Origin of the sequence: Dermacoccus barathri (assembly GCF_015070805.1) — a bacterium.
GTDB classification, from domain to species: domain Bacteria; phylum Actinomycetota; class Actinomycetes; order Actinomycetales; family Dermatophilaceae; genus Dermacoccus; species Dermacoccus abyssi.
Window position 1 is genome coordinate 51948 of record NZ_JADCTK010000005.1, and the last position, 21328, is coordinate 73275.

Below are 21328 nucleotides of genomic sequence, written 5' to 3' on the forward strand. Positions count from 1 at the left end.
TCGGCATCAGGTGGAGATGGGCGTCGGCCCCGCCTTGAGGTCATCGGCCTTGCTGCACGTGCGCGAGACGACCCAGGCCGTCTTCTTTCCGTCCTTGACCGTGACGACGATGACGGCGGGCTGGCCGTCGTAGGAACCGAAGTCGGCGTACACCTTGTCCGGCGCCTGCGCGAGGCCGGCGTCGACGGCGTCGAGGCAGGACTGCACACCGGTGCCGGTGGCCAGCGGGCCGAGCGACTGGGCGTCGGCCTGCTTGGGCTCGATCGGGGTGCTCGTCGACGTGGGCAGCGAAGCCGCCTGCGTGGCGAGGGAGTCCGACGTGTACTGCGTCTCGGTCTGGGTGACGCGCACCCGCGAGGCGTAGTTCTGCGTGCCGTCGTTCGCTCCGCTGCTCACCGACGACGACGGGCTCGGGCCGTCAGCGACCTGGGCGTCGTCGTTGCCGCCGAGCGACTTCGAGACGCCGACGGCACCGATGGCGACGGCGGCCGCAGCACCGAGCGCGAGCGCGGCCTTGCCGAAGCCACCCTTCTTGCGGGCACGGTGCGCGTCGAGCGAGGCGACGGAGTGATCACGCTCGGACTCGGCGCGTGCGGACGTCTCCGCTGCGGGACGGGCAGGCGCGGGACGCGACGGTGTCACGGACGCCGGACGCGTGGCGTCGGGGTCGTACTCGGTACGCTGCGCGGATTCGGTGCGACGCGGACGGGCCGGCAGCGGCACGACGGTGGAGCTGCCGGACGAGGCCCGCTTGCTCTCGTCGAATCCGGAGGCGCGGTCGCCGAACTCAGCCTTGAACGCCTCACGCATACGCGCCTCGACATCGTTGGGCATGGCGAGTTCGGGCCCGTCCTCGGCTGCGCTGCGGCGCAGCAGAGCCGAGATCTCGTCCTGGACGTGTTCGGGTGCGAGGTCGGCGGGCTGCTCTTCCTTCGAGCGGCCGCTGTTGGCCGCCTCCCACTCGTCACGGAAGTTCCGGGTCATCTCGGGCCTCCTTTCTGCTGGGCATACGTTCGCTTCATGGTCTCCGACGCGAGGGACGTCGCTTCGGTTCCATCACGGTTCGAGAATTTTTCTGAACGTTGCGTGAGGAGCCGGCGAGGCGCGTTCAGGTGACCCTGAGAAGCGCGGCCAAAGCGGTGCGCCCACGGGCGCAGCGGGACTTGACGGTGCCTTCGGCGATGCCGAGTTGTTGGGCGACCTCGGCGACGGACAGGCCCTCCATCTCGAGCAACACGAGGCAGACGCGCTGGCCCTGGGGGAGCTTGTCGAGGGCCTCGCGCACGTCGAGGCGGACGTCGGTCTGCGCGTGTTCGTCGCGTTTGTCGGCGATGTCGTACTCCGGCCACTCCTGCGTGGGCTTGAGCCGGCGGAGTCGATCGAGGGAGGAATTGACGATGATGCGGTGCAGCCACGTGGAGAACTGGGCGTCGCCGCGGAAGGAGTCGATGCGTCGGAACGCAGCGATGAAGCCTTCCTGGACCGCGTCTGCGGCGAGCTCCTGGTCGCGGGTCGTGCGCAACGCCACGGCCCACATCTTGTCCTTGTAGCGCTCGAACAGCACTCCGAAAGCGTCGGCGTTGCCCTCGCGATACGCGTCGACGAGAGCGACGTCGCTCAACTCGCGAAGTTCGTAGCCGTTCACTTCTCTACCGAGACCTCGGAGACGGCCGACTGGTAGTAGGACGTGCCGGGCGCGAGGCTCTGCGTCGTGATGAAGATCGTCACGTAGCTTCCCTTCGCAGTGGACGAGATCGTCTGCTGGCTCGTCGCATTCGAGACCGAACCCACCTTCTTGCCCGCGGTGCCGGGCGCGTCACCGACGTAGACGTCGGCGGTGAGCGGCTGGCCCTCACCCGGCGTGATCTTGATGCTCTTCACGTCGGTCGAGGTGCCGAGATTGAGTGCGAGGCCACCGTAACCCGGGTAACCGCCCCAGGGGCGGTTGCGATACAGAAGGCTCTTCCATGCTGTGCTGGTGTCACCGTCGACAGCCTGCGCCATCGAACTGGAGTCGTTGACGCGCATGCCGCGCTGATTGACGACGGAGGCGCTCTGGACCTTCACGGGAGTGCCGGCCCGACTGGCCGAGCCCGAGGGCGACGCGCCGGACGACGCAGCGCCCGAGGACGCGGAGCCGGAGTTGGACGCGGCAGGGGTGTCGGCATTACCACCGATGCCGCGGATGCCGAGGACAGCGAGCACGAGGGCACCGATGACGAAGAGCGCGACGATACCGAGCGCGAGCTTGCTGCTGCCCGCGTCGGGGTCGTCGGTGCCGCCGTGGAAACCGGGGACCGGCGGCTCGAGCTCCTCGAACGAGGGGTCGTACGTCGTGCGGTGGTAGGCCGCGTCCTCGTCATCGAGGGAGAACTGGGTGGTCTCGTCGGCGTCGAACTGGACCGGGCGGCCGATCATCGTCGCGTCCGCCGGATCCTGCTCATTCGCCGCACGGGGCGCGGGCTTGCGCGGCAGGGCTGCGCGCGGGCCCTCCGCCCGGGCGCCCGGATCGGTGTCGTCGTCGGCGTTGCTGAGTCGTCGAGCACCCTTGGCGGCGCCCGTAGTGCCTGCGGCGGCCAGGGCGGCCGCGCCGACGGCACCGACGCCGCGTCGGCCCTCACCCTCGGTGCGGTCGGCGGCACGACGCACGGTGAAGTTGTGGTCCTTCTCGTCCTCGTCGCTCGCGGCGTCGTCCGAGCGTCGTCCCTTGCCGGGTGCCGTGATCATCTGTGCCGACCAGGGGGCGAGCTGACGGGCGACCTCGCCTGGCGTGCGCGGTGTCTCGTCGTAGTTGAGCGACTGGCGGCACATCGTGTCGAGGTCGCTCGGGACGCCGTCGACGACCTCGGACGGGGTGGCGATCTGCCCGTCGGCGCGACGCTCGGCCACGGTGAGGCCCTTGAGGCCGGTGATCTCTTCGGCCTTGCCCGGCCACTCGCCCGTGAGCGCGGTGTAGAGCAGCTTGACGCACGCCGCCGCGTCACGCTTGGTGGCCTCGGCGGAGGAGATGTCGTCACGGCCGGCGAGGGCGCCTCCGACGGCGACCTGTGTGACGGCGATGGAACCGTCTGCGAGGCGTAGCACGTGGCGGGGGGAGAGCGTGAGGTGGTGCAGGCCCCGCTGACGCGCGGCTTCGAGGGCGCTCGCGGTCTCACCGACGATGCGGCGAGCCTCCTCCGGGTGCATGGCTTCGAAGCGGACGAGATCTGCGAGGCTGTGCGCGCCCGTGTGGGCCTCCTCGACGACGAAGGAGTGGTCGTCGTCGCTCCCTGCGTCGAGCACGCGCACGAGGCGGTCGTCCTCGACGCCGGCGGCGCGGCGGGCGCTGTCGAGCGCAGCCGCGGCATGGGAGGACTTGGAGCCGAATACCGTGATGGCGACCTCGCGGCCCAGCTTCTCGTCACGGGCGAGCCAGCGGGCGAGCCCGGGCGCGTCCGAGATCTCGGACGTCAGTTCGTACCGGTTTCCCAGCACTGTGCCCTTGGTGATGCCCTGCACTCGAACTCCTCGTCGTCGACGCCATCGATGTCGCTGCCGTCCGTGTACGACGCTGGACGTCGGGTGAACGCGGGCGACAGCAGGCTCGGCTCATCCTAAGCAAGGGGCCTGACAACCGGCCGGTATCGCGGGGCGTTCGGCGCGCCGAACGCCGGGCCCCGTCGAGCGCGAAGCCCGCCGCCCCGAGGAGGGCCGGCGGGCTTCGAGGTCAGGAACGCTTGAGGCGCCGCGCGACGGGGCCGGTGAGGCTGTTGATCTCCTCCACCCGCAGGCGGTTCGCGACGAACAGGTACACCGCGAGGAAGATCGAGCCGACGACCGCGATCTCGAGGAAGGAACCGAAACGCGACACCGGCAGCGCGTCGTGCAACGGAAGCTGCACAAGGAAGCCGACAGCCGTGGCGAGCAGTGAGGCGATCGCGAGACGTACGTACGTGCGTACCGTCTCGGACATCGGCACGTGGCCGATCTTGCGCTTGAGCAGGACGAAACCGACGAATGCCTGGACGACGTTCGACAACGTCTGCGCCAGGCCGACGCCGACGCCGACCCAGTGGACGCCGGGCTGGCCGAAGAAGTGGGCACCCTGCAGCCCGGTCCAGTCGGTCAGCGCACGCCCGAAGATCTCCTCGGTGAGGTTGTGCCAGTTGAACCACGGGAGGGTGAGCCCGATGGCGGTGCCGGTGCACAGGATCTGCATCCAGAAGGGCGTCTTGGCGTCACCGTAGGCGTAGAACACGCGCTGGATGATGAGGCAGAGGCTGAACGGCACGAGGCCGATCATCATCGTGATGGCGATCGATCCGATGGCCCACAGGCTCGACTCGACCGGCCCGACCCACAGGCCCACGAGGGGGAAGACGAGGACGAAGCAGCCGAACGTCAGCATGACGGACGCGATACCCGACAGGCGGATACCCATCGTCATGTCGTCCTTGACCTTCTGCGTCTCGCCGCGACCGGCCGCCACCGACATGCGCGTGAACAGCGCCGTCACGAGGGAAAGCGTGATGAGCGAGTGGGGCAGGCTGAACAGGAGGAAGGCGTTGCTCTGGGCTGCCTTGTTCGGCTGGCCGTCGGGCTGGGAGGAGAGCAGCTGCGTCGTGACGACGAGGCCGATCTGCTGGACGATGACGGCGGCGAAGGCCCATCCGGCCATCGTCGAGGCGCTGCGCAGGCCGACGCCGCGGAACTGGAAGTTCGGCGAGTAGGTGTATCCCGCGCGCTTGAGGAGCGGGATGAGCACGACGGCCTGGGCGAAGATGCCCAACGTCGCGGGCAGCGCCAGCATGATCATCATTTGGGTCGTCATGCCACTGAAGCCGGGCGTGTTGGCGCCGTGCGGGTACATGAGGATGTAGGCGGCGAGGCCCGCAATAATGACGACGTTCGCGAGGGCGGGGCTCCACATGAAGGCGCCGAAGCGACCACGGGCGTTGAGCACCTGACCGAGGATCGTGTAGAGGCCGTAGAAGAAGATCTGCGGCAGACACAACAGGGTGAAGATCAAGGCCACGTGTGCCTTGTCGTCGGTCATGTTGTTGTTGTCGAATAGGCGATAGACGAGTGGCGCCGCTGCCATGAAGACGACGGTGACGCCCGCCAGGATCATGAACGTCAGCGTGAAAATGCGGTCTGTGTAGGCCTTGCCGCCGTCGGAGTGCTCGAGCGCACGGGTGATCTGTGGAACGAGGACGGCGTTGATGACACCACCGGCGAGCAGCAGGTAGATGATGTTGGGAAGGGTGTTCGCGACGTCCCACGTGTTCGCCACGCCGGTGCTCAGACCGATGGCAGCCACCGTCATCGAGGTTCGCAGCAAGCCCAGAACGCGCGAGACGAGGGTGCCGGCCGCCATGATGGCCGAACTGCGCAGGATTCCGCCGCGCCCGCCCGTGTCGGCGGCCTGGTTGGCTGCGTTGCCACCGACCTCGCCGGGGGAGGTCTGTGGAAGCGCCTGGGTTGCGGGCGCACCCCCTGTTTCACGTGAAACGCCGACCTCGCGGCGCGAACGGCTCGAGACGTCGAGTGCGGCGTCGGCGTCGGTGTCCCACGTCTTCTCGGCCTCACGACGCTCGCGATAGGCGTCGACGTCGGAGCGGGAGATGACCTGCGTGTGGTCGCTGCTCGCGTGGCTTCGACTCTCGTCGAGGTTGCGCAGCCACTGAGCCTCTTGGTCGGCCTCGAACCAGGCGTCGTAGGCCGAGCCGATGCTCGTGCCCGCGACGGAGGGCATCTGCGGCACGTGCCGTCGGGCGTTGGATTCGTACAGCGCGCCGAGAGAGCCGGGGCCGTCGTTCGACATGGGCAGGGTGCTCCTACAACTGGATGTCCCGCGCGAGCTCATCGCGTCGGCGGGTGCCCTTCTGCCTGTTGCGCACGAGGCCGTAGCAGAAGACGAGCAACGCCACGATACCGAGCACCCAGAAGATCCAGGTACCCGTGGGACGCGCGTTGATCTCGATCTCGGCCCCGTGCTTGTCGCTCTCGCCGAGGCGGACGTCCCCCGGGCCGGTGACCTTCGCGTCGACGCTCACGCGTCCGGCGGCCTGCGCAACCGTGGGGACGCGCACCGACGTCTGTCCCTTGCCGGGGATGTCGACGGCGTCCGGCTGGCTGCGGAAACGCACGGCGTAGGTCCGCGGCGTGAGGTTGACCTCGATGCCGTGGACGGCGCGGGCCAGGCCGTTCTTGACGGTGACGCTGATGGGACCGGAATCGGAGAAGAAGTTGACGCGTGACGGCACGACGGCGATCTGTTGGGGGATGGCGGAGACGGTCGACGACGCGTGCTCGACGAGACCGTCGACGTCGGCCGGGTCGCCGCGCCAGCGGGTGCTCGTCACCTGGTCGAGGTTGCGAGTCCAGGCGGGAACGATGTCATCGCCGTCCACGACGATCTCGGCCATTTTCGTCAGGGTGGCGAGGGTCCTGTCGGCAGTCGTGATGTCGCCGGCTTCGAAGGCGGGTGCGGCGACTCGCGGCCACACGGTTTCGGACGGCGGGGCCTGGGGTGCCAGATCGACGACGGGCGCCGAGGTGGATTCCTCGGTACTGAGAGCTGCCGGCTGCACCCAGGGTGCCTGCTCGAGAGCCGAGGCGATCGCCTTCAGCCGACCGACGGGGACGGTCTCGCGCCCGCCCATGATGACGAGCGAGCGCTCGGCGGTGGGCTGCTGCTGGTAGATCGCCAGACTCGATGCGCGCAGCGAGGCGGCGGCCTCGGCGTTGGACACGGACGCGTCGTTGAGCGTGCGGCTCAGCGGCGCGTTGTACCCGACCATCGTCACCTGATTCGTCGTGCGTCGTGTCGCCGAGGTGACGGCAGCGGCGTCGGTACGGTCGAGGGAGACGTTCGGGGTGAGAACGACGGGCCGCGAGCCACGCGTCTTCTGCCACGCGGCGGTCAACCGGGCGGTGGAGGCGGCGTCGAGCGGCGCGACAGGCGCCGCGACGACCGTCTCGGACAGTTCGGACAGCTCACTCGAGAGCGGACGCGAGAGCGAGCGTTCGAGGATCTTCTGCGACCCGGCGGGGCGCCGGGCGCTCGTCAGCGCGGAGAGGTCGGGGTCGCCGTAGGGCGTGAAGGCGATGCTCTGGCTGCCGGGACGCTCGGCGAGCTTGGCCCGCAGGTTCGCCGCCAGTTCGTCGACGCTCGCTGCGGGTCCGCTCGGCTGGGTGCCGGGCGACGTGGATCCCGAGTCGGCGGAATCCGTCGACTCCGAACTCTCTGAAGGCTCTGACGTGCCCGAGGAGTTCGACTTCGTCGAACCTTCGCTCGACGGCGACGCGGAGCCGGGCGCCGATTCGGACGGGCTCGGCGTGCCGTCGGACGTGGGGGAGGCAGACGGTGACGCCGGGCTCCCCTCCGTCGTTTCCTGCTCGGCCGTGGGGAGAGTGCCGTCCTGAGCCGCAGCGGGGTCGAGCACCGCAGGGTCGATGAGCCACGTGACGGGCACGCCAAGGTCGGAGGTGATGAGCCGCTCGATCGTCGAACCGGGGCCGATCGCCTTGCGCCACGCCTCGAGGCGTTCTTCGCCGGTGGCCGTGAGGAGCTTCGGGTCGTTCGGCAGGGTGACCGGCACGACGACGGACGCCGACATCCGCGTGAACGTGGCATCCTTCGCAGCCCACGAGACAAAGCTGTGGAGTCTCGTCGTGGGTCGGCCAGCACCGCGCAGTTCGATGCGCAGCGGCAGCGTCGCCATCGTGTAACTGAGGTCGAGTTCGCTCGAGGTGAGGGACAGCTTCACCGTCTCGGAGGCGCCGGGCGCGATCGTCGGCACATCGGCGTCGGCGGACGCCGACGCTCCGAGCGGTAGCTTTCCCTCCTCCCACCGCTGCTGCGCGGCGAGGGAGTCGAGAGGCCGAGTACCCACACGAGCACGCAGAGTGGCTCCGTCGATGGGCGTGTCACCGGTGTTCTCGACGATGACGCTCACGGTGGTGCCGGAACCCGTCGTCGCTGTGGCCGGAGCGCCGCTCGTCATCCACATCCGGACGTCGCCGTTGGTGACGATTCCGGGCCGTGGGAGCGCGCTGACGTTCGAGCGGGGGTTCGGCGGTGCGGCGCTCGCAGCAGGAGCGAGGCCGAGGAGCGCGAGCAGGCAGACGAGGGCCGCCACGAGCGCGCGGGCCGACGCGGAGCGTGTCATCTGGGGGCCGGAACCGATCAATGTCCGGTGAGCCGGGCCCAGGCGGTGGCTGCGATGCGGCGCTCGTTGGGGAAGGTCAGCTGTTCGTGGGCGCGGTCGAGGCGGAACCAGCGCGCGTCGATGGCCTCGTGGTCGGGGTCACCTTCGATGCTGATCTCTCCGCCGACCGCTTCGAGCAGGTAGTGGTGGACCATTTTGTGGATGCGGAAGCCCGGAATCGAGAACCAGTAGTCGATGACGCCGAGCGTGACGAGGGCGCGGCCCTTGATGCCGGTCTCCTCCTCGACCTCGCGCTCGGCCGTCTGCACGAGCGTCTCGCCTTCTTCGATGTGGCCCTTGGGCAGGCACCACTCGACGCGTCCGGCTCGGTTGTGCCGCGCGATGAGAGCGAGATAGGCCTGCTGGTCACGAACGTCGACGACGACTCCGCCCGCAGAAATCTCCTCCAGCGAGCCCAGGCGTGAAGCCCGCTGCATGCGCGACGAGGAGACGGTCATTGCTCCACCTTAACGAGAGCGGCTGGGAAATTCTGGTGCCGCCGGGCCCCTCGATACCCTTGGCCGGTGACGCCTACTCGAGCAGCCTCCGTTCAGCCCGCGCAAAACCGACCGAACGGGTCGGTACCGAGCGGAGCGACGATGCTGGCCGAGGCTGTCTCGCACCTCGAACCGGTCATGCCGATGTTGCGCGAACTGGGTGAACGCTTCACGTCGGCGGGCCACGAGATCGCCCTCGTCGGTGGGCCGGTGCGTGATGCTTTCCTCGCGCGCACGTCGCCCGATCTCGACTTCACGACGTCGGCGCGCCCTGAGGACACCGAGCGCATCGTCGCCGGATGGGCTGACGCGGTGTGGGATCTCGGGCGTGCTTTCGGGACGATCGGCGTCCGTAAGGGCGATTTTCAGGTCGAGATCACGACGTACCGAGCCGACGCCTACGACCGCGAGACGCGCAAGCCGGTCGTCGAGTTCGGCGACTCGCTCGACGACGACCTCGTGCGTCGCGACTTCACCGTCAACGCGATGGCGCTGCGGCTGCCCGACCTCACCTTCGTCGACCCGTACGGCGGCCTCGCGGACATGGCGGCGCGGAGTCTGCGCACACCCACGTCGCCGGAGGTCTCGTTCGGTGACGACCCGCTGCGCATGATGCGCGCGGCACGCTTCAGCTCGCAGCTGTCGTTCGACATCGCTCCCGAGGCGTTCGCGGCGATGACGGAGATGGCCGGCTCGATCCGCATGATTTCCGCCGAGCGGGCGCGTGACGAACTCGTGAAACTCCTCATGTCGCCGGCGCCGCGGCGCGGGCTGACGGCGCTCGTCGACTCGGGTATCTGCGAGTACGTGCTGCCCGAGGTGCCGGCGCTCGCGTTGGAGATCGACGAGCACCACCGTCACAAGGACGTGTACGAGCACTCCCTCACGGTGCTCGAGCAGGCGATGGACCTCGAGGGTCCGCGCGACGTTCCCGGGGTCGAGGAGGCGGAGGTCGTCGAAGGGCCCGACCTCGTGCTGCGCCTGGCCGCGCTGCTGCACGACATCGGCAAGCCGGACACGCGTCGCTTCGAATCGGGCGGCGGCGTCAGCTTCCACCACCACGAGCTCGTCGGTGCGAAGCTCGCACGAAAGCGGTTGCGGGAGCTGCGCTTCGACAAGGACACGATCAAGGCTGTGTGCCGGCTCGTCGAGCTGCACCTGCGCTTCCACGGCTACGGCAACGGGGAGTGGACGGACTCGGCGGTGCGCCGCTACGTCACGGACGCCGGACCGTTGCTCTCACGCTTGCATCTGCTGACGCGCGCCGATTCGACGACGAGAAACAAGCGCAAGGCAGCTCGCCTGCAGGCCACCTACGACGACCTCGAAGCCCGCATCGAGCGGTTGAAGGCCGAGGAGGAACTGGCGGCCGTTCGTCCGGAACTCAACGGCAACGAGATCGCCGAGGTGCTCGGCATCAAGCCCGGCCCGGTGCTCGGCAAGGCCTACCAGTACCTGTTGTCGGTGCGCCTCGACGAGGGAGTCATCGGCAAGGAGGCGGCGGCCGACCGGCTGCGGACGTGGTGGGCCGAGCAGCCTGAGTCGCAGGGCTGAAACCGTGTGTTCTTCGGGTGCCGGCCGAGGTCGCGTGCGTAGCGTGATGGCTGCATGTGTCATCTGCTGATGCGAGAGGGAGTGGCGCGATGACGACGGTTGAGGTGGTCTGGCGCGGGCTGGACGACGAGTCGCGTCTCGACGTCGCGTCGGTCGAGTTCGACGCCGACGGCGGCTTCGTCGCCACGGGGCGGCAGTCGACGGAGCGCTACCGCGCCCAGTGGGATCTCGTCGTCGACTCGTCCTGGCGCACGCGCCTGTTCACGGTCGACGTCGAGGGCTACGCGCCGTCGTCGGCGGCCGAGGATCTCGACGCCCCCGACGAGACCGGTGGCTCCCCCGAGCCGGTGTGGCAGCGCCACCTCAATCTGTGGCGTCGTGACGAAGGGTCGCGCTCCGTGTGGCGGTGCGAGAGCGGCGAATCCGGTGATGTACCGGGCGATTTCGGCCCGATCGGCATCGCAGATGACGCGCTGGAACTCTTCGTCGAGGCCCTCGACGTCGATCTAGCGGGGTGCCCGCTGACGAACACGATGCCGATCCGCCGGCTCGGCGTGGACGCGGCCGGCGTCGGGGAGCGTCCGATCACGACGGCGTGGGTGTCGTTGCCCGACCTCGCCGTCATCCCGTCGGCGCAGGTGTACTCCTCGGGCCCCGAGGGACTTTCGGACATCGCGTCGGCCCTCGACGATCGCGTCGTCTCCGTCGTGCACTACCGCTCGGCAACGCGTGACGTGAGCGTCGACCTCGCCGTCGACGCTCACGGCCTCGTCGTCACCTACCCCGAACTCGCGGCGCGCATCGACGTCGACTGACCCGCTCTCGGTTGCAGCGTGACCACGTCTGAAGCCCGGCCGCTGGTGCGGCCGACGTCTCTCGTGCTCAGTCCGCCGGCGTCGAGCGTGCGGCGGACGCCGTCGGATTCCTCGTCGTAGAGCTCCTCGGGCAACTCGCGGCTCACTTCTCCTCGATCTTCACGCTCGTGATCGTGTGCTTCTTCACGGGCGTGCCTTCCTGTGAACCGTCCTGGTTGCCGTCGGCCTCGATCTTCTTCACGACGTCCATGCCCTTGCTCACCTGGCCGAAGAGCGTGTACTGCGGCGGCAGGGCCGTGCCGGAATCACCGGTGACGATGAAGAACTGTGAGCCGCCGGAGTTCGGCTGGCCCGTGTTCGCCATCGCGATCGAGCCCTCCTTGTACTCGCCCTGCTGCGGGAACTCGTCCTCGATCGTGTAGCCCGGCCCGCCCGTGCCGTCACCCTTCGGGTCGCCGCCCTGCGCCATGAAGCCGGGGATGACGCGGTGGAAGCTCACGCCGTCGTAGAAGTGGTAGCGGGAGAGGACGACGAAGTTGTTGACGGTCTTCGGTGCCTTCTTCGCATCCAGCGTGATGACGACGTCGCCGACGTCCGTCGTCATCGTCGCGGTGTAGGTCTTGTTCGCGTCGATGCACATGGGCGGGGCGTCGTCGAAGCTCTGCTTCTTCTGCGCGGAACCGTCGGCCGGCGGGCACTGCGTCAAGGCATTCGCACTGCCCGAGCCTCCCGAACTCGACGAGCCGGACGACGAGTCGTCCTTGCCGCATCCGGCGAGAGCGAGCGAACCGGCGAGCAGGCCGAGGGCAACGGTGCGGCGGGGCAGCGAGAGGTTCATGCTGCGCAGGGTACTTCGCCGACGCGCGCGGGCGCCGAGAACTGCTGGGGCGACGACGTGTCGTGGCGGTCGCCGATCAGTCGACCGTCACGAGGTGCAGCAGCAGGCCCGCATGACGCTCCGTCGCACGCCGCGCTTCCCGCAGCACGGCCAAGGGGTCGTTCGGGTCGTCGTTCGTTTCGGCCGACGACACGACCGACAGGCCGACCATCTCCATGCCGCGCTCGCGGGCCGCAAGGGCACCCAGCACGGTCGACATCCCGACGCAGTCCGCCCCGGCGTTGCGCAGCATCTTCACCTCGGACGGGGTCTGATACTGCGGCCCGGGAACGAACGCGAAGCACGCGTCACGCAGCGACGGCTCGTGCTCACGGGCGAGTTCGGCAAGGTTCTGCGACCACATGCCGCGCAGGTCCGCGAACTTCGCGGATCCGACGAGCGGCGTCGCGAACGTCGGGTTGAGGTGGTCACGAATGATGAGCACGGTGCCGGGGGCGATGTCGTCGCGCAGCGAACCGCAGTCACTCGTGAACACGACACGCTCGGCGTTGAGTGCCGCCGCAACCCGAATGGGGTGGACGACGGCGTGCACCCCGTACCCGTCGTAGAGGTGCGCTCGCCCGGTCTGGACGAGGACGTGGCGCACATCGCCGGCCACGTCGTCGGTATCGTCCGAACCGATCCGCACGAGGAGAAGTTCGGCACGGTTGTCCTCAGCCGCGGGCTCGACGAAGCCCGGCACGGACGGTGCGTCGGCACGCCACAGCACCTCGACCGACGTCTCTGCGTCGATGTTTCCCGTGAAACCGTCGGCGTCGCTCTCATCTGCGGCGGAAGTCCCCGTCAGCGCGTCCAAGGCTCCGCGCCATCCCGTGCCGAGGATGAGGAGAGCGTCGACGTACTCGACGCCGGAGGCGGCCCGAATGTAGGCGGCGGCCGAGTCGGCCAGCGTCATCGCGGCGTTGAACTCCGCGGCCGCGTCGGTGGGCCAAGAGGGCAATCCGTGGGTCTGGCTCTGCGTCATGTCTTCAACGTAACGCGGCAGCGTGCGCACAGGAGGACTCCCCGGCGGACTCCGGATGTATCGAACCGAGACATTGCGTGGTGCACAATGGACGGCGATACCTCTGGCCGCACATGTGTTCGGCCTGTTCTGGAAGGAACGCCCATGCGTAAGTCCCTGTCGATGGCGGCCGTCGCCGTCCTCGCCACGTCGCTCACCGCCTGCAGTGCGACGGGTGGCCGCAAGGCCGAGGAGCAGGCGTCGATGAACGCCGGCAAGGCCACGACGCCGCGCATGACGGTTGCGCTCATCACGCACTCCGGCCCGGGCGACACGTTCTGGGACATCGTCCGCAAGGGCGCCGAGGACGCGGCGGCCAAGGACAACGTCAAGCTCGAGTACACGGCCGACCCCGACGGCCCGAAGCAGGCGAACCTCGTGCAGCAGGCCATCGACAAGAAGGTCGACGGCATCGCCGTCACCCTGTCGAAGCCCGACGCCATGAAGAGCGCCGTCGACGCCGCCCGCAAGGCCGGCATTCCGGTCGTCGCACTCAACGGTGGTCTCGACGACTGGAAGAAGATGGGCGTCGAGAGCTACTACGGCCAGGACGAGAAGATCGCCGGTGAGGCCGCGGGCGACAAGCTCAAGTCCGGTGGCGCGAAGAAGGTTCTGTGCGTCATCCACGAGCAGGGCAACGTCGGCCACACCGACCGCTGCGCCGGTGTGAAGAGCAAGTTCGCGCAGACGGAGAACTTCTACGTCAACGGCAAGGACATGCCGAGCGTGCAGAGCGCCATCACGAGCAAGCTGCAGCAGGACAAGACGATCGACTCCGTGCTCGCCCTCGGTGGCCCGTACGCGATGACGGCGACGAAGTCGGTCAAGGAATCCGGTTCGAAGGCCAAGGTGTTCACGTTCGACACCTCGAGCGAGGTCATCGGCGCGATCAAGAACGGCTCCGTGCAGTGGGCCGTCGACCAGCAGCCGTACCTCCAGGGTTACCTCGCCGTCGACTCGCTGTGGCTGCGCAAGAACAACGGCAACATCGTCGGTGGTGGCCAGCCGGTGCTCACCGGCCCCGCGTTCATCGACAAGAACAACGTGGCCGACGTGGAGAAGTACGCCAAGAGCGGTCGCCGCTGATCCTCACCCGGACGCATCACGCCTGACGATGCCCGCCGCACCTCACGTCGAGGGCGGCGGGCATCGTCGTGGGTGAGGTTCGACGGGTTCGACGTCTCGCCTGCGCCTTGGGGTGCGACGCGTCCACAGTTACTCGTCGGTGGGACGCGCGGGTAACCGATCGGCTCTGCGACGATGCCAGCATGGCCGCCCAACACATCGCCTCCGACCTCGTCGCCAACGTTCACTCCGTCGCGGTGCGCGTCGGGCAGAAGGTCGAGGCCGGTGAGGAGCTCGTGCTCCTCGAGTCGATGAAGATGGAGATCCCGGTCGTGCCCGAGGAACCCGGCACGGTCGTCGAGATCCGCGTGGAGCCCGGTGACGTCGTGCAGGAAGGTGAGGTGCTCGTCGTCCTGCAGTGACACCGGCCGGGAGGCCGACCCGCTGACGACGAAATGTATCGAGTCGATACACGCGTGACCTACGATGAAGGACGGCGAGGGCGCCCCTTCGCCATGCCCGCACATCGGAAAGGGAGTTCCGCGTGTCGACTCCTGCCACTTCGAGCGACTCGTCGAGCGCTGCCGACGACCGGGTGAGGAACCGCCACGTTCTGGCGCGATACCTCTCCCGCCCCGAGATCGGCTCGCTCTTCGGCGTTCTCGCGATCGCCCTGTTCTTCCTCATCGTGGCCGAGCCGTTCCGCCACATGGCGAACACCGGCACGATCCTCTACCAAGCCGCCACCATCGGCATCATGGCCGTGCCCGTCGCGCTGCTCATGGTCGCCGGCGAGTTCGACCTCTCCGCAGGTGTCGCCGTCACGACCGCCGGAATGTCGGCATCGCTGCTCGCCTGGTACTTCAACTTCCACGTGTGGGCCGCCGTCGGGCTGAGCCTTCTCATCGCGCTCGCGATCGGTGCGATCAACGGTTTCATGCTCAACCGCAGCGGGTTGCCGAGCTTCCTCATCACCCTGGCGACGTTCTTCGTCCTCCAAGGCGTGAACCTCGGTCTGACGCGCGCGGTCACCGGCGGTGTTGCGAGCAACGACATCAGCGACATGGCCGGTTTCGACTCGGCCAAGGCGATCTTCGGAGCGTCGTTCTCGATCGGCCCCGTCAACATCAAGATCCCGATCATCTTCTGGATCATCCTCACCGTGATCGCCGCGTTCGTCCTGCTGCGCACCAAGATCGGCAACTGGATCTTCGCCATCGGTGACGACGAGAAGGCCGCTCGCGCGGTCGGCGTGCCGGTGTGGAAGGTTCGCATCGGCCTCTACATGTTCATCGGCTTCTGCGCGTGGCTGTCGGGCATGCACCTGCTCTTCGCGTTCAACCGCGTCCAGTCCGGTGAGGGCATCGGCAACGAGTTCATCTTCATCATCGCGGCCGTCGTCGGTGGCTGCCTGCTCACCGGCGGCTACGGCTCGGCGGTGGGCGCCAGCCTCGGCGCGCTGATGTTCGGCATGACGCAGCTCGGCATCAACTACGCGGGCTGGAACCCCGACTGGTTCAAGGCGTTCCTCGGCGTCATGCTCCTCGCGGCCACGCTGCTCAACACCTTCGTCAAGCGAAAGGCGGACTCACGATGATCCGCATCAAGACGGGGCAGCCCGAGAAGCCCGGCAAGGGTGGAGCCGCCGGCGAGCACGCCGAGCTACCCGGAAGTCTGCCGGTCGACGGCACCGACGCGACGAAGCGCGACGCCGTTTCACGTGAAACTGCCGAGACGCCCGCGGAGCGTGAGAAAGCGCTGATCGACTCGACGCCGGCTGGCCGGGCGACGAGCGACGACGTCGCCGATCCCGACGCGCTCGTGCAGCTCCTCGACGTCGGCAAGGCGTACGGGAACGTCGACGCACTGCGCGGCGTCGACCTCACCGTCCGCCCGGGCGAAGTGACGTGCGTGCTCGGCGACAACGGGGCCGGCAAGTCGACGCTCATCAAGATCATGTCGGGCCTGCACGACTACACGTCGGGCACGATGCTCGTGGCCGGCGACGAGCGGCACTTCAGCTCGCCGCGCCAGTCGCTGGCGTCGGGTATCGCAACGGTGTACCAGGACCTGGCGCTCGCTCCGCTGCAGTCGGTGTGGCGCAACTTCTTCCTCGGCAACGAGCTGACGCGCGGCCCGTTCGGCGTGCTCGACATCAAGAAGATGAAGGCCATCTGCGGCGAAGAGCTGACGAAGATGGGCATCGTCATCCCCGACCTCGACCGTCCGGTCGGCGGACTCTCGGGTGGTCAGAAGCAGTGCATCGCCATTGCGCGTGCCATCTACTTCGGCGCGAAGGTCATCATCCTCGACGAGCCGACGGCGGCGCTCGGCGTCAAGCAGTCCGGCGTCGTGCTCAAGTACATCCAGGCGGCGCGCGACGCCGGCCTGGGCGTCGTCCTCATCACGCACAACCCGCACCACGCCTACCTCGTGGGCAACCACTTCGTCGTGCTCAAGCTCGGCCGTGTGGCGCTCGACGCGTCGAAGGACGAGGTCAGCCTCGACGAGCTGACCGCCCAGATGGCCGGCGTCTCCGAACTCGAGGCCCTCGAGCACGAACTGCGCAAGGACGACGTCACGGTGAGCACCTCACCCCTCGACGTCGACTGACGCCCCACACCGAAGTGCCCCGGATCGCTCGGCGATTCCGGGGCACTCGTGAGTTCAGGAGCCCGGCGTCAGCGCAGCACGTGCGAGTGGGCGAGGACGAAGTTGCGTTCGTCGTAGCCGTACGCGCCGGCAACGGCCGAGAGGATGCCCGAGAGCGGGTCGTGCTCGTGGCGGATGACGACGAACTCGTCGACACGCGTCAGGGTCAGCCGCGGCCAGACGCCGAGGCTAGTGCCGCCGTCGATGGGGATGATGACCTGCGTCGAGCCGTTGCTCACGCGCAGTTCCGAGGCGGGTACAGGCATCGTGCCCTGCGTGCCGGTGGCGATGAGGACGCGGTTCATCGGCTGCGTGAGGTCGATCGTCAGGGTGTTGGCGCGGGCCGCCACGGTTGAACCGTCCTGCAGCGCCAGCAGGTCGAACCCGCGCTGACGCACGCGCCACTCGACCGTGAGGTAGCCGATGCCCGACGCCAGCCGGTCGAGCGCCACGACGCGGTGCAGTTTCACCGTGCGCCCGCCGACGACACTGATGCCCTGCGGCGGGCGCGACGGCCGGCGACGCGCAGGCACGACATCGACACTCTCGCGTCCACTGTTGTCCCGGGGCGCAGTCACCGCGTTGCTCGACGCAGGGGATGGCTCGCTGCCGCCCCACGACCCACCGAGGCTCTGCGCGGGCCCCGTGCTCGGTGCCTCCGCCTCGATCTCACCCGTCTCGACGCGCTCGCCCTGCTGACTGTCGGACAGATGCACCGGGCTCGGCTCCGCGCTGATGACGCGCAACCACGCGCCGTCGGGGTTGCCGAGCTGCGCGTCGGGAACGTCGCTCGGACGCGAGGCCGCCTCGGGCGCCTGCGGAGGCACAGGGGCGGGCTGGGGCGACGGCGTCGGACGCGCCGCGTCACCCGAGTTGTAGCCGGGAGGGGGCTGCAGCGTCACAGCCGGCTCCCCGCCTGCTGCAGCGCGCCGTCGAGCCCGGCCTCGAAACCACGCGCCGAGACGTTGACACGCCACCCGTCACCGTCCCGCACGACCTCGGCGACGGCGGCCGCCGTCACCGGACCGATGGCGCGCGCCAGGTCGTCCGTGCGCGCGATCTCGCGGCCGGACGCGTCGTCACGGAACGTGATCGACAGGTCGCTCACCTCGTCGAGGGTGCGCTTCGACGCGTTGGCTCGCGGGTGGACGAACGCAAGCACGACGACGCGCTCGACGTCCGCCGGCGCCGCGGCGAGGTCGACCTCGACGACGCCGTTGGACGCTCCGAGCCTGGTCGTCTCGTCCGGCGTGGCCGGCTGGTTCGAGTGGACAACGTGCTCGCGGCTCTCGACGCGGTCGCGCACGAGGGGCATGGCGGCCAGCCCGATGCGCTCCGACAGCGCCGTCTCGGTACCCGTGTTCCAGCGCACGTCGATCGACAGCACGCGCACACCGGCGTCACGCCCGAGCGGGAGGCCGTCTCCGGGAGCCAGATTCGTCGTGTCAGCCATGTCCGAACTTCTCCTCGAGGAACGCGCCCTGGATCTCCAGGGCGTCACGGGCACTCTCGATCGAACGCTTCGCAGCCGACGCCGCGACGCCCTCGATCGTCGTCAGTTGCCGGATGAGCATGTCCTGCGCCCCGCTGACGCCGCGCGCGGCCAGGTAGGCGTTGATCGTGTCGGGCACGTGGGCACTCGCGGTGCGCTCCAACGTGACGAGCGTCTGCACGTCGAGCAACTTGGCCGACGGGTCGCCCACGACGTCCTCCAGGTGGTCGCCGATGAGCCGGCACAACACCATGGCCCGCCCAGGCACCTGACTGCCGAGCGAACGCAACCACCGCACGTACGGCACAAGCGCAGCACCGACGGCGTCGACGGTTCCGGGCGTCGGGCCGCTCGGGCGCTGCGGTTCGTCGCGCGAGAACCACCCCACGTCAGATCACCTCAGGAACGGCCCGGCAGCTGACCGCTGTTACGCGACTCGTTGCTCTCGATCTGCTCCTTGCGCGCACGCTCCATGTACGGCTCGGCGCGCTTGATCTGCGTCTGCAGCGACGAGATCGTCTGCGCCATCGAGTCGGTGGCGGCGGCGCGGTAGGAGTCGATGGCGTCCATCGTGGCGAAGACGTTAGTGAACGCGTTCTCCAACTTCTCCACCTCGACGAGCGACTCGGTCGACTTCGCGTTGATCTCCGCACCCTGCGTGCGCAGCTGCTTGCTCGTGGCCTCGATCATGTTCGACGTGGTCGAGCGCAGTGCGTTGATCTGGTCGAGCACGAGCTTCTGGCGAGCCAGCGCCTCGGAGACGATGACGGCCGTGTACAGCGCGGCGACCGTGGTCGACTTCGCGCGGTCGACGGCCTGGATGAGCTGGTCGTTGTTCTGCAGCACGAGGCCGAGCGACATGTATCCCTGCGTCGCGACGGCGATCTCCGTCGCGAGGTCCTGACGACGCTGGCGCACCGTGAAGAGCACCTGCGACTTCATGGCGTCGGCCTTCTCCGTCTCGCCGCGCGCCTGCAGTTCGGCCACGCGCTGCTCGATCGCGCCGTCGAGCTGCGTCATCTTCTCGTCGAGTTCACGCAGACGCAGAAGCGCGTCCCACAGGCGCGTCTGCTCGAGCTGGATGCCCGCGTTGTCCTTGCGCAGGTCGTCCTGACCCGATTCGAGCGCGGCGATGATCGAGTTCAGGTGCGTCTGGCTCGACTGGTACTTCATGAAGTAGCGGTCGACCTTGTCGCCGCCCGGCAGCCACTTGAGCACCTTCTTCGCACCCTTGAGGTCGGCGCGGTGCGGGTCGAGGTCGGTGATCGTCTGGCGCAGTTCGACGAGGGTGTTGCCCACCTTCGTCTGCGACGAGTCCTTACCCGCGAGGGAGGGGCGCTGCAGGATCGAGTTGCTCACCTGCGTCGCCTTCATGGACTCCTCGCGGCCCATGTTGGTGATCTCCTTGAGCCGCGCACGGAACTGCGGGTCGTTCGGGTCGATCTCCTCGAAGCGCGCGACCGTCTGCGTGGCCTCGGTGGTGGCCACCTGCTTGGCCTGCTCGTCGATGGGCACCATCGCCGCGGCCTTCTCCGGCTCGACGAGGTCGACGGCCTTCGGCGGCGCCAGCATCGTCTCGGGCTCGGGGGCCTGCTGGGCCTGGGGAGCCTGCTGAGGCTGTGCCTGGGGCCCGCCGTACTGCTGATTCGGATCCTGGTACGGCTGCTGTCCGGGGTTCGTCATCGTGCCTCTCCTGCGAAGGTTCAGGGCGAATGAAGGAGCTCGGCTTCGAGCCTAGTCCACCCACCCGACAACGAGCCTGTGGTGCGGGGCGTTCCCGCAGGTGGAGCGGTTGTCGCGGTTCGACGTGTCTGCGTGGGCGCACACACATCGTCGGACGATGGGGCTCAGGCGTGTCGGCGCTACGCTGGGTGTTCAAGAGCCCCCGCATGCCCTTTTCCCAGGGTCGGGTGTGCCCGGTTCGTGCCCGCTCCCCGGAAAGTGTTCTCCATGCTTCTCAAGACGTTCGGATGGTCGGTGGCCATCACGGTCGCCGGCCTCGTCGGCGGTTTCTTCCTCGGGGGAGTCTCCGGCCTGGCCATCGTCGCCATCCTCATCGTGCTCGAGGTCTCGCTCAGCTTCGACAACGCCGTCGTCAACGCGACGATCCTCAAGCGGATGAACGCGTTCTGGCAGAAGATCTTTCTCACGGTCGGCATCCTCATCGCCGTCTTCGGTATGCGCCTCGTGTTCCCGCTGCTCATCGTCTGCCTGACGGGTGGCGTCGGCCCGATGAAGGCCATCGACCTCGCCATCAAGGGCGGCGACCAGGAAACGCCCGGCACGTACGCCTACATGCTGCACGAGGCTCACCCGAGCATCGCGGCCTTCGGTGGTTCCTTCCTGCTCATGCTGTTCCTCAACTTCGTGTTCGAGGACCACAAGGTGAAGTGGCTGAAGCCCATCGAGCGTCCGCTCGCGAAGATCGGCAAGCTCGACCAGCTCTCCGTCGTCGTGGCGCTCCTCGTGCTCGTGCTCGCCTCGCAGTTCCTCGCCGAGGACGCAGGAACCGTCCTGTTCTCCGGCGTGCTCGGCGTCATGACGTACCTGCTCGTCGGTGGTTTGGGTGACCTGTTCGAGCAGCAGGGCCTGGCCGAACACGACGCCGCGGACGACGCCGACGAGGCAGAGACCGACAGCAAGGAGAGCGCCGAGAACGGCAAGGACGAGAAGGCACTGCCCGGCGTCGGCAAGGCCGCGGGCAAGGCCGCGTTCTTCCTCTTCATGTACCTCGAGGTGCTCGACGCGTCGTTCTCGTTCGACGGTGTCATCGGCGCCTTCGCCATCAGCCAGGACATCTTCATCATCGCCGTCGGCCTCGGCGTCGGCGCCATGTGGATCCGTTCGCTCACGGTCTACCTCGTGCGTCAGGGCACGCTCGACGACTACGCCTACCTCGAGCACGGCGCCATGTGGGCCATCGGGGCGCTTGCGACGATCCTGTTCATCAGCATCAAGCACGAGGTGCCCGAGGTCATCACCGGCCTCATCGGCGTCGGTTTCATCGGTGCCGCTTTCCTCGCGTCGGTACGCCGCAACAAGCGGATTGCCGCCGAGGGCGGAGAGGTCGAACACGTCCACGCCTGACGGATCTCGAGGCTGGTCAACGACGGCCGCACCCCACATGGGGTGCGGCCGTCGGTGTTTCTGCAGTGAAATC

The 21328-nt window shown here is 68.2% G+C and carries 19 protein-coding genes; 7 read left to right on the forward strand and 12 right to left on the reverse strand.

The window, feature by feature from the left end; genetic code table 11:
• Window positions 1-6 precede the first annotated feature (6 nt).
• The 6 genes from IM689_RS10440 to IM689_RS10465 form a co-directional block, all read right to left on the reverse strand.
• A complete protein-coding gene (locus tag IM689_RS10440) occupies window positions 7-984 on the reverse strand; it encodes a hypothetical protein (RefSeq protein ID WP_193643929.1) in 978 nt (325 codons plus the stop codon).
• Window positions 985-1108: 124 nt separating this feature from the next.
• Window positions 1109-1645 carry an RNA polymerase sigma factor SigM gene (sigM, locus tag IM689_RS10445; RefSeq protein WP_187036647.1) on the reverse strand — a complete coding sequence of 179 codons (537 nt, stop codon included), beginning with the start codon at window positions 1643-1645 and terminating at the stop codon, window positions 1109-1111.
• Window positions 1642-3498: a protein kinase family protein gene (locus IM689_RS10450; protein WP_193643930.1), complete on the reverse strand. Its 1857-nt coding sequence runs from the start codon at window positions 3496-3498 to the stop codon at window positions 1642-1644. The genes sigM and IM689_RS10450 overlap by 4 nt, the downstream gene beginning before the upstream one ends.
• Before the next feature lie 208 nt (window positions 3499-3706).
• Window positions 3707-5803 carry a murein biosynthesis integral membrane protein MurJ gene (gene murJ / locus IM689_RS10455; RefSeq protein WP_193643931.1) on the reverse strand — a complete coding sequence of 699 codons (2097 nt, stop codon included), beginning with the start codon at window positions 5801-5803 and terminating at the stop codon, window positions 3707-3709.
• A gap of 13 nt (window positions 5804-5816) precedes the next feature.
• Window positions 5817-8153 (reverse strand): DUF6049 family protein, encoded by a 2337-nt coding sequence (locus tag IM689_RS10460; protein ID WP_193643932.1) that lies wholly within the window; start codon window positions 8151-8153, stop codon window positions 5817-5819.
• A 17-nt stretch (window positions 8154-8170) separates the two neighbouring features.
• Window positions 8171-8650 carry an NUDIX hydrolase gene (locus tag IM689_RS10465; protein ID WP_047310871.1) on the reverse strand — a complete coding sequence of 160 codons (480 nt, stop codon included), beginning with the start codon at window positions 8648-8650 and terminating at the stop codon, window positions 8171-8173.
• A gap of 141 nt (window positions 8651-8791) precedes the next feature.
• Here IM689_RS10465 and IM689_RS10470 point away from each other — a divergent pair, with 141 nt between their 5' ends.
• Window positions 8792-10243, forward strand: a complete 1452-nt coding sequence (locus tag IM689_RS10470) for a CCA tRNA nucleotidyltransferase (protein WP_193643933.1) — start codon at window positions 8792-8794, stop codon at window positions 10241-10243.
• Window positions 10244-10332: 89 nt separating this feature from the next.
• A complete protein-coding gene (locus tag IM689_RS10475; RefSeq protein ID WP_193643934.1) occupies window positions 10333-11058 on the forward strand; it encodes a putative glycolipid-binding domain-containing protein in 726 nt (241 codons plus the stop codon).
• 142 nt (window positions 11059-11200) lie between these two features.
• Here IM689_RS10475 and IM689_RS10480 read toward each other — a convergent pair whose 3' ends face one another.
• Window positions 11201-11896 carry a peptidylprolyl isomerase gene (locus IM689_RS10480; RefSeq protein ID WP_193643935.1) on the reverse strand — a complete coding sequence of 232 codons (696 nt, stop codon included), beginning with the start codon at window positions 11894-11896 and terminating at the stop codon, window positions 11201-11203.
• Between the two features lie 76 nt (window positions 11897-11972).
• The gene (locus tag IM689_RS10485; protein ID WP_193643936.1) at window positions 11973-12920 is read right to left on the reverse strand and encodes a phosphorylase family protein; all 948 of its coding nucleotides are present in this window, start codon (window positions 12918-12920) and stop codon (window positions 11973-11975) included.
• A gap of 144 nt (window positions 12921-13064) precedes the next feature.
• On the opposite strand from IM689_RS10485, the gene IM689_RS10490 reads away from it, so the two are divergent.
• The 4 genes from IM689_RS10490 (at window position 13065) to IM689_RS10505 (ending at window position 16637) form a co-directional block, all read left to right on the forward strand.
• A complete protein-coding gene (locus IM689_RS10490) occupies window positions 13065-14045 on the forward strand; it encodes a sugar ABC transporter substrate-binding protein (RefSeq protein ID WP_047310875.1) in 981 nt (326 codons plus the stop codon).
• 182 nt (window positions 14046-14227) lie between these two features.
• Complete coding sequence (locus tag IM689_RS10495; protein ID WP_118913962.1) at window positions 14228-14446, forward strand: biotin/lipoyl-binding carrier protein; 219 nt, start codon at window positions 14228-14230, stop codon at window positions 14444-14446.
• Between the two features lie 122 nt (window positions 14447-14568).
• Complete coding sequence (locus IM689_RS10500) at window positions 14569-15621, forward strand: ABC transporter permease (protein ID WP_047310877.1); 1053 nt, start codon at window positions 14569-14571, stop codon at window positions 15619-15621.
• Window positions 15618-16637, forward strand: a complete 1020-nt coding sequence (locus IM689_RS10505) for an ATP-binding cassette domain-containing protein (RefSeq protein WP_193643937.1) — start codon at window positions 15618-15620, stop codon at window positions 16635-16637. Before IM689_RS10500 ends, IM689_RS10505 begins: the two co-directional genes overlap by 4 nt.
• A 68-nt stretch (window positions 16638-16705) precedes the next feature.
• Here the strand turns inward: IM689_RS10505 and IM689_RS10510 are convergent, their stop codons facing one another.
• From IM689_RS10510 to IM689_RS10525, 4 genes are read right to left on the reverse strand one after another with little or no spacing between them, the layout of a single operon-like run.
• Entirely contained in the window at window positions 16706-17578 is an 873-nt protein-coding gene (locus tag IM689_RS10510) for a hypothetical protein (RefSeq protein WP_047310878.1), read from the reverse strand.
• Window positions 17575-18129, reverse strand: coding sequence for a TerD family protein (locus tag IM689_RS10515; RefSeq protein ID WP_193643938.1), 555 nt, complete (start codon window positions 18127-18129; stop codon window positions 17575-17577). Before IM689_RS10515 ends, IM689_RS10510 begins: the two co-directional genes overlap by 4 nt.
• Window positions 18122-18556 carry a hypothetical protein gene (locus tag IM689_RS10520; protein ID WP_187036672.1) on the reverse strand — a complete coding sequence of 145 codons (435 nt, stop codon included), beginning with the start codon at window positions 18554-18556 and terminating at the stop codon, window positions 18122-18124. The genes IM689_RS10515 and IM689_RS10520 overlap by 8 nt, the downstream gene beginning before the upstream one ends.
• A gap of 11 nt (window positions 18557-18567) precedes the next feature.
• The gene (locus IM689_RS10525) at window positions 18568-19851 is read right to left on the reverse strand and encodes a toxic anion resistance protein (RefSeq protein ID WP_227484742.1); all 1284 of its coding nucleotides are present in this window, start codon (window positions 19849-19851) and stop codon (window positions 18568-18570) included.
• Window positions 19852-20118: 267 nt separating this feature from the next.
• Between IM689_RS10525 and IM689_RS10530 the strand changes: the two genes are divergently transcribed.
• Window positions 20119-21255, forward strand: a complete 1137-nt coding sequence (locus tag IM689_RS10530; RefSeq protein ID WP_193643939.1) for a DUF475 domain-containing protein — start codon at window positions 20119-20121, stop codon at window positions 21253-21255.
• The last annotated feature ends 73 nt before the right edge of the window (window positions 21256-21328 follow it).